Annotated in this window: 3 protein-coding genes and 1 pseudogene; 1 reads left to right on the top strand and 3 read right to left on the bottom strand. The window is 42.3% G+C overall.

From position 1 onward, the window contains the following. The first annotated feature begins 32 nt into the window (after positions 1-32). The gene (locus ACMJ0U_RS09060; RefSeq protein ID WP_417129646.1) at positions 33-1,460 is read left to right on the top strand and encodes a DUF5723 family protein; all 1,428 of its coding nucleotides are present in this window, start codon (positions 33-35) and stop codon (positions 1,458-1,460) included. A 122-nt stretch (positions 1,461-1,582) separates the two neighbouring features. On the opposite strand, the gene yfcE is transcribed toward ACMJ0U_RS09060, so the two are convergent. From yfcE to ACMJ0U_RS09045, 3 genes and pseudogenes are all read right to left on the bottom strand, one after another. Next, on the bottom strand, positions 1,583-2,122 hold the full coding sequence (gene yfcE / locus ACMJ0U_RS09055) for a phosphodiesterase (RefSeq protein ID WP_417129645.1): 540 nt from the start codon (positions 2,120-2,122) through the stop codon (positions 1,583-1,585). A gap of 109 nt (positions 2,123-2,231) precedes the next feature. Beyond that, positions 2,232-5,789: a pyruvate:ferredoxin (flavodoxin) oxidoreductase gene (nifJ, locus tag ACMJ0U_RS09050; protein WP_417129644.1), complete on the bottom strand. Its 3,558-nt coding sequence runs from the start codon at positions 5,787-5,789 to the stop codon at positions 2,232-2,234. 40 nt (positions 5,790-5,829) lie between these two features. Next, a pseudogene (locus ACMJ0U_RS09045) lies at positions 5,830-6,385 on the bottom strand (ATP-binding protein); the annotation flags it as partial.

The raw sequence follows: 6,385 nt of genomic DNA, 5'->3' as shown, positions 1-6,385 counted from the left end.
TTTGCATTAAAATTTACTAAATAAAATACACTATGGGAAGATTGGGAAGTAAAGGTTTGCTTCTGTTGGGAAGCATGATAATGTTAGGGGGATCGGCGCAAGCTCAGTATTTGCGTTCTTCTTATTTTATGGAAGGAACTAGTGCCCGTTTGCAGTTAAATCCGGGTTTACAGCCTACGAAAGGTTATTTTAATATTCCTGTTATAGGTTCATTCAATATGTCTGCTTCTTCCAATGTCTTAGGGACAAGTGACATTATTGATATTATAAACTCAGGAAGTGATTTGTATTCTAATGACGCTTTGTTCAATTGTTTGAAAGCGGATAACCGCATGAATGTAAACCTGAATACGGATATTCTTTCTTTTGGTTGGTATAGGGGAAAAGGTTTCTGGAGTTTCAATGTGGGTTTACGTACTGATTTTGGTGCTACATTGGCAAAAGACATGTTTTCTATGATGCGTACGATGAATGGTTTTTCATTGGAAGATGTGGCAGGAACTAACCAAAGCTATAATTTGTCTAATCAGACATTAAACTTGAAGGCATACGCTGAGATTGGTTTAGGATATTCTCGCCGGATTACAGAAAAATTGACAGTGGGTGGACGTGTGAAAGTGTTGTTGGGACTGGCTCGTGCAGAAATGAATATCAATCAGTTTGATTTAAATTTGGATGTTCCGAATCCTAATTATATGAATAATCAGAATTATGAATCTCGTGGTGAACTTTCTCCTTCTGATTGGTATGGAGCACATTACAGCTATTCGGCTGATGGTAATGTAATTACCACTTTGAAAGGGGGAGGTATGACTTTTGATAATAATGGGATGATTGATAATTTTGAATTGGATGCAAGCGATTTAGGCATTGCTGGTTCAGGTTTCGGTATTGATTTAGGAGCTAGTTATAAAGTTTGGGATAATTTGACCGTATCAGCTTCTATTCTTGATTTAGGTTTTTTGAAATGGAAGGAAAGTGAAACAACTGTAGCTACGGTAAGTGGGAAAGCTGATGAAACGATTGATGCAAATAACTACGATCGGTATATTGGTGGTGATTTTTTGTCATTTGAACGTTTTGATTTTGAAGAAGGCTCATCCGAAAAAGTAAAAACAAAAACTCATTTGTATTCTACATTGTTGCTGGCTGGAGAATATGGTTTGTTGAATAATAAGTTGAGTGTAGGTGCTATGTACACTGCTCGTTTTGCAGAGCCGAAAACCTTGAATGAATTGACATTCTTGGCTACGTTCCGTCCGAAAAACTGGCTGAATGCAGCTATCAGTTACTCTCCGATTCAAGCAAGCGGTAAGTCAATTGGTCTAGCGGTGAAGTTGGGTCCGTTATTTGTAGGAACTGACTATATGTTCTTTGGAGGTAATTCTAAATCGGTAAATGGTTTCTTAGGAATCTCTTTCCCTTTGGGTGGAAAGCCAAAACCACTCTCTGAATTGTAATAAATCTTGTCTATTACTATAATTAAATAAGATGGGGAGTGGCTGCCTTCCGAATCGTAATGTATGTATTGTCTGTTATGGGTTACGATTGGTCGGCAGCCTTTTTTATGCCTTTTTGGTTGTTATAGTTGAAGTTCTTTCAGCTTTTCGCCGTTTAGATGGTATATAGTGATTTTTCCGTTTTCATAACCGGCAAAAGTGGGAAGGTTTCCTCCTTTGGGGAAAGTGATGGAGCCTGTGTTACAGATGATGCCGTTTGTTGTTTTTTCCAATTTCCACAAATGGGTATGTCCGTAAAAAAAGGCATCATATCCATTTTGTGGGCGCTTTTCTTCATTGTAGATATGTCCGTGGGTGAGGAATAACCTCTTACCATTATCTACAATCAATGTGTAATCAGATAAAATAGGGAAATTCAGTAGTATCTGGTCTACTTCTGAATCGCAATTTCCTCGTATGGCTACGATTTCTCCTGCCATTTCATTTAATTTTTCTGCGATGCCTTTGGGATTGAGGCCCTCTGGAAGTCCGTTACGTGGTCCGTAATTCAATATATCTCCCAAAATAATGAGCATATCAAAGTGATGTGTCTGGTAAAACTGCAGGACTTTTTCTAATGCGGGAAGGCATCCGTGTATGTCGGAAACAATTAGGTATTTCATAAAGCTTTCGTTGTTGATAATTCAATGCAAACATAAGAAAAAGCTTGTAATTAAAAAAACGGCCACCTTTGCAGGCAGCCGTTTTTCGTTGATTATATGCTAAAATAAATTATTCAGCTTTTTCTTCGCTCCAATCCATTGCAGCCATACGCTTGTAAGAAGCATAACGTTTCTTAGCCATGTCTTCGCAAGCAGCGAACAAGTCTGCAGCTTCTGTTGGGTATTGTTTCATTACAGATGCGAAACGAACTTCACCCTTCAGATAATCCTGGAAGCCTTCCCAGTTCGGTTCTTTAGAGTCAAGTGAGAACGGATTCTTACCTTCTTCTTCCAGAGCCGGGTTGAAGCGCCACAAGTGCCAGTAACCGCATTCTACAGCCTTAGCTTCTTCAGCCTGAGATTTACCCATACCAGCTTTCAAACCGTGGTTGATACATGGAGCATATGCGATAACCAATGATGGACCTGGATAAGCTTCTGCTTCGCGGATAGCTTTCAAAGTCTGAGCCTGGTCAGCACCCATAGCAATCTGAGCTACGTAAACATAACCGTAAGTAGTAGCAATCATACCCAGGTCTTTCTTGCGAACGCGTTTACCAGAAGCAGCAAACTTAGCGATAGCACCCAGCGGAGTAGCCTTAGAAGACTGACCACCAGTGTTAGAGTAAACTTCAGTATCCAATACCAGGATGTTTACATCTTCGCCAGAAGCGATTACATGGTCAAGACCTCCGTAACCAATATCGTAAGAAGCACCGTCACCACCGATAATCCACTGTGAACGTTTTACCAGGTAATCTTTGAATTCAGCGATAGTAGCGCAAGCAGCACACTTGTCTTTTGCAGCTTCTACCAACGGAATAATCTTTTCAGCAGCAGCTTTGCTCTTATCAGCATCGTTGCGGCCGTCAATCCATTCCTGGAATGCTTCCTTGTATTCTGCCGGAGTAGCTTCGTTTGCGATAGCAGACTTCATAGCTTCTTCCAGACGGTTGCGCAGTTTCTTGTTTGCCAATTCCATACCCAGACCGAATTCGCAGAAGTCTTCGAACAATGAGTTAGCCCAAGCAGGACCCTGACCTTTTTCGTTAGTTGTGTAAGGAGTTGAAGGAACTGAACCAGAGTAGATAGAAGAACATCCAGTAGCGTTAGCAACCATTTCACGGTCACCGAACAACTGAGAAATCAGTTTCACATACGGAGTTTCACCACAACCAGAGCAAGCTCCAGAGAACTCGAACAACGGCTGAGCGAACTGAGAGTTCTTCACGTTAGCCTTGATGTCTACCAAGTGCTGTTTAGACTTCACGTTGTCAGCGCAGTAAGTCCAGTTAGCAGCTTCAGCCAACTGAGTTTCAAGCGGCTTCATAGTCAAAGCCTTGCCACCCTTCTTCGGGTTGCCCGGACAAACGTCAGCACAGTTACCGCAACCCAAGCAGTCCATAACGTCTACCTGTACACGGAATGTCATGCCGTCGAACTGTTTACCTACAGCTTTCAGAGTCGGGAAGTTAGCACCAGCTTGTTCTTCAGCATCCAGTACGAACGGACGGATAGCAGCGTGAGGACAAACGTATGCACACTTGTTACACTGGATACAAGTTTCAGGATTCCATTCCGGAACGAATGCAGCTACACCACGTTTTTCGTATTTAGCTGTTCCCTGATGCCATGTACCGTCTTCGATACCCTTGAATGCAGATACTGGCAGCAAGTCACCATCCTGAGCGTTGATAGGACGAACAACTTCGTTGATGAATGCCGGATCGTTGTTTGCAGCAGCAGCTTCAACTTCCAGGTTAGCCCATGCCGGATCAACAGTCAATTGTTTGTATTCACCACCACGGTCAACGGCAGCGTAGTTCTTGTTAACCACGTCTTCACCCTTCTTGCCGTAAGACTTCACGATGAATTTCTTCATCTGTTCTACAGCCAGGTCAACTGGAATTACGCCAGTGATACGGAAGAATGCAGACTGCAGGATAGTGTTGGTACGGTTACCCAGACCGATTTCCTGAGCAATCTTAGTTGCATTGATATAGTAAACAGTGATGTTGTTTTCTGCGAAGTATTTCTTCACTTTGTTCGGCAGGTTTTTAGCCAATTCTTCGCCTTCCCAGATAGTGTTCAGCAAGAATGTACCGTTCTTACGCAGACCACGAGTTACATCATACATGTGCAGGTAAGCCTGTACGTGGCAAGCTACGAAGTTAGGAGTAGTTACCAAGTAAGTAGAGCGGATAGGATGATCACCGAAACGTAAGTGAGAGCAAGTGAAACCACCAGATTTCTTAGAGTCGTATGAGAAGTAAGCCTGGCAGTATTTGTTGGTATTGTCACCGATGATTTTTACAGAGTTCTTGTTAGCACCTACAGTACCATCAGCACCCAGACCGTAGAATTTAGCTTCGAACATACCTTCGCCACCCAAAGCGATTTCTTCTTTCTGAGGAAGAGAAGTGAATGTAACGTCATCTATGATACCGATAGTGAAGTGGTTCTTAGGAGTCGGCAATGCCAAGTTTTCGTATACAGAAAGAATCTGAGCAGGAGTAGTATCCTTAGAACCCAGACCATAACGTCCGCCTACGATAAGAGGAGCATTTTCCTTTCCGTAGAAGCAGTCTTTGACGTCAAGATACAAAGGTTCGCCGTTTGAACCCGGTTCTTTTGTACGGTCAAGAACTGCAATGCGTTTTGCAGTCTTAGGTACAGCTGCCAAGAAATGTTTAGCAGAGAACGGACGATACAAGTGTACAGAAACCAAACCAACTTTTTCGCCGTTTGCTACCAAGTGGTCGATAGCTTCACGAGCAGCTTCAGTTACAGAACCCATAGCGATGATTACGCGTTCAGCATCTTCAGCACCATAGTAGTTGAACAAGCCGTAGTGACGTCCTGTAATCTTGTTGATCTCGTTCATATATTCTTCTACGATAGCAGGAACTGCTTCATAGAACGGATTGCAAGATTCTCTGTGCTGGAAGAAGTGATCCGGGTTTTCAGCCATACCGCGAGCAACCGGTTTGTTAGGACTGAGTGCACGTTCACGGAATTCAGCCAAAGCTTTCTGGTCTACCAGCGGAGCGAGGTCTTCGTTTTCCAGCATTTCAATCTTTTGGATTTCGTGTGATGTACGGAAACCGTCGAAGAAGTTCAGGAAAGGAACACGAGACTTGATTGTTGACAAGTGAGCTACACCGGCCAAATCCATAACTTCCTGTACAGAACCTTCACAAAGCATAGCGAAACCAGTCTGACGGCAAGACATTACGTCCTGGTGGTCACCGAAGATACACAATGCGTGAGAAGCCAGTGTACGTGCAGAAACGTGGAATACGCATGGCAAGAATTCACCTGCAATTTTGTACATGTTAGGAATCATCAACAGAAGACCCTGAGAAGCAGTATAAGTAGTTGTCAATGCACCAGCCTGAAGAGATCCGTGTACTGCACCGGCAGCACCACCTTCAGATTGCATTTCCTGAACCAAAACAGTTTCGCCGAAGATGTTTTTACGACCTGCGGCAGCCCATTCGTCTACATATTCAGCCATTGTAGATGACGGGGTGATAGGGTAGATAGCTGCAACTTCTGAGAACATATATGAAATATGTGCTGCAGCCTGGTTACCATCACAAGTGATGAATTTTTTTTGTTTAGTCATACAATTACTAATTAAATATGAAGTAATAAAATCGTTATTGTCAATACAAAAATCCAAATAGCCACAAAGGTATCTGGTCGCCGTGTCCTATTTCCATTTTATGCATGGCATAGTATATGTTCGGATTGCTTTTATATTTGCTTCCTTCTGCACAAATCCGGAAATGCAGTGTATTGTCCACAAGGAAAGAGGTGCCTTTGTCTCCTTTATTGATTTTGTGGTCTTTCCACAATGTGTTGACAAAAAAAGTTTCAAGCACGTCTTGTTCTTCTACCTTTACCGGATAAATGCTATACATCAGGTTCGTGTTGTGCATCATGATTTTAGCTGGTTTTTTGGGAAAACTTTCTCCTTTGGGGTAAACCATGTTGATGAGCCGCGAATCTGCCAAATATTTTATGTAGTTCATCACCGTAGCACGCGATGTCTGAATTTCAGTAGCCAATTGACTGACATTAGGAGCCACGGGACCATCTACCGCTAGCAAATATAATAATTTTTTGATTTTGGACAGATATTTTAGTTCGATTTGTTTGATTAGTAGAATATCCACTTCAATCATCATGTTCATGGTTTTGAGCAAATTTTCCGAGAAA

Origin of the sequence: Phocaeicola sp. (assembly GCF_048170425.1) — a bacterium.
Lineage (GTDB): Bacteria > Bacteroidota > Bacteroidia > Bacteroidales > Bacteroidaceae > Phocaeicola.
Note: the sequence above shows the minus strand (reverse complement) of the source record. Positions and strands in the feature narration are given on the sequence as shown.

Excerpts from the sequence above, each read along its gene's own strand:
- nifJ (WP_417129644.1), bottom strand. The coding sequence starts at position 5,789 with ATGACTAAACAAAAAAAATTCATCACTTGTGATGGTAACCAGGCTGCA.
- yfcE (WP_417129645.1), bottom strand. The coding sequence starts at position 2,122 with ATGAAATACCTAATTGTTTCCGACATACACGGATGCCTTCCCGCATTA.
- ACMJ0U_RS09060 (WP_417129646.1), top strand. The coding sequence starts at position 33 with ATGGGAAGATTGGGAAGTAAAGGTTTGCTTCTGTTGGGAAGCATGATA.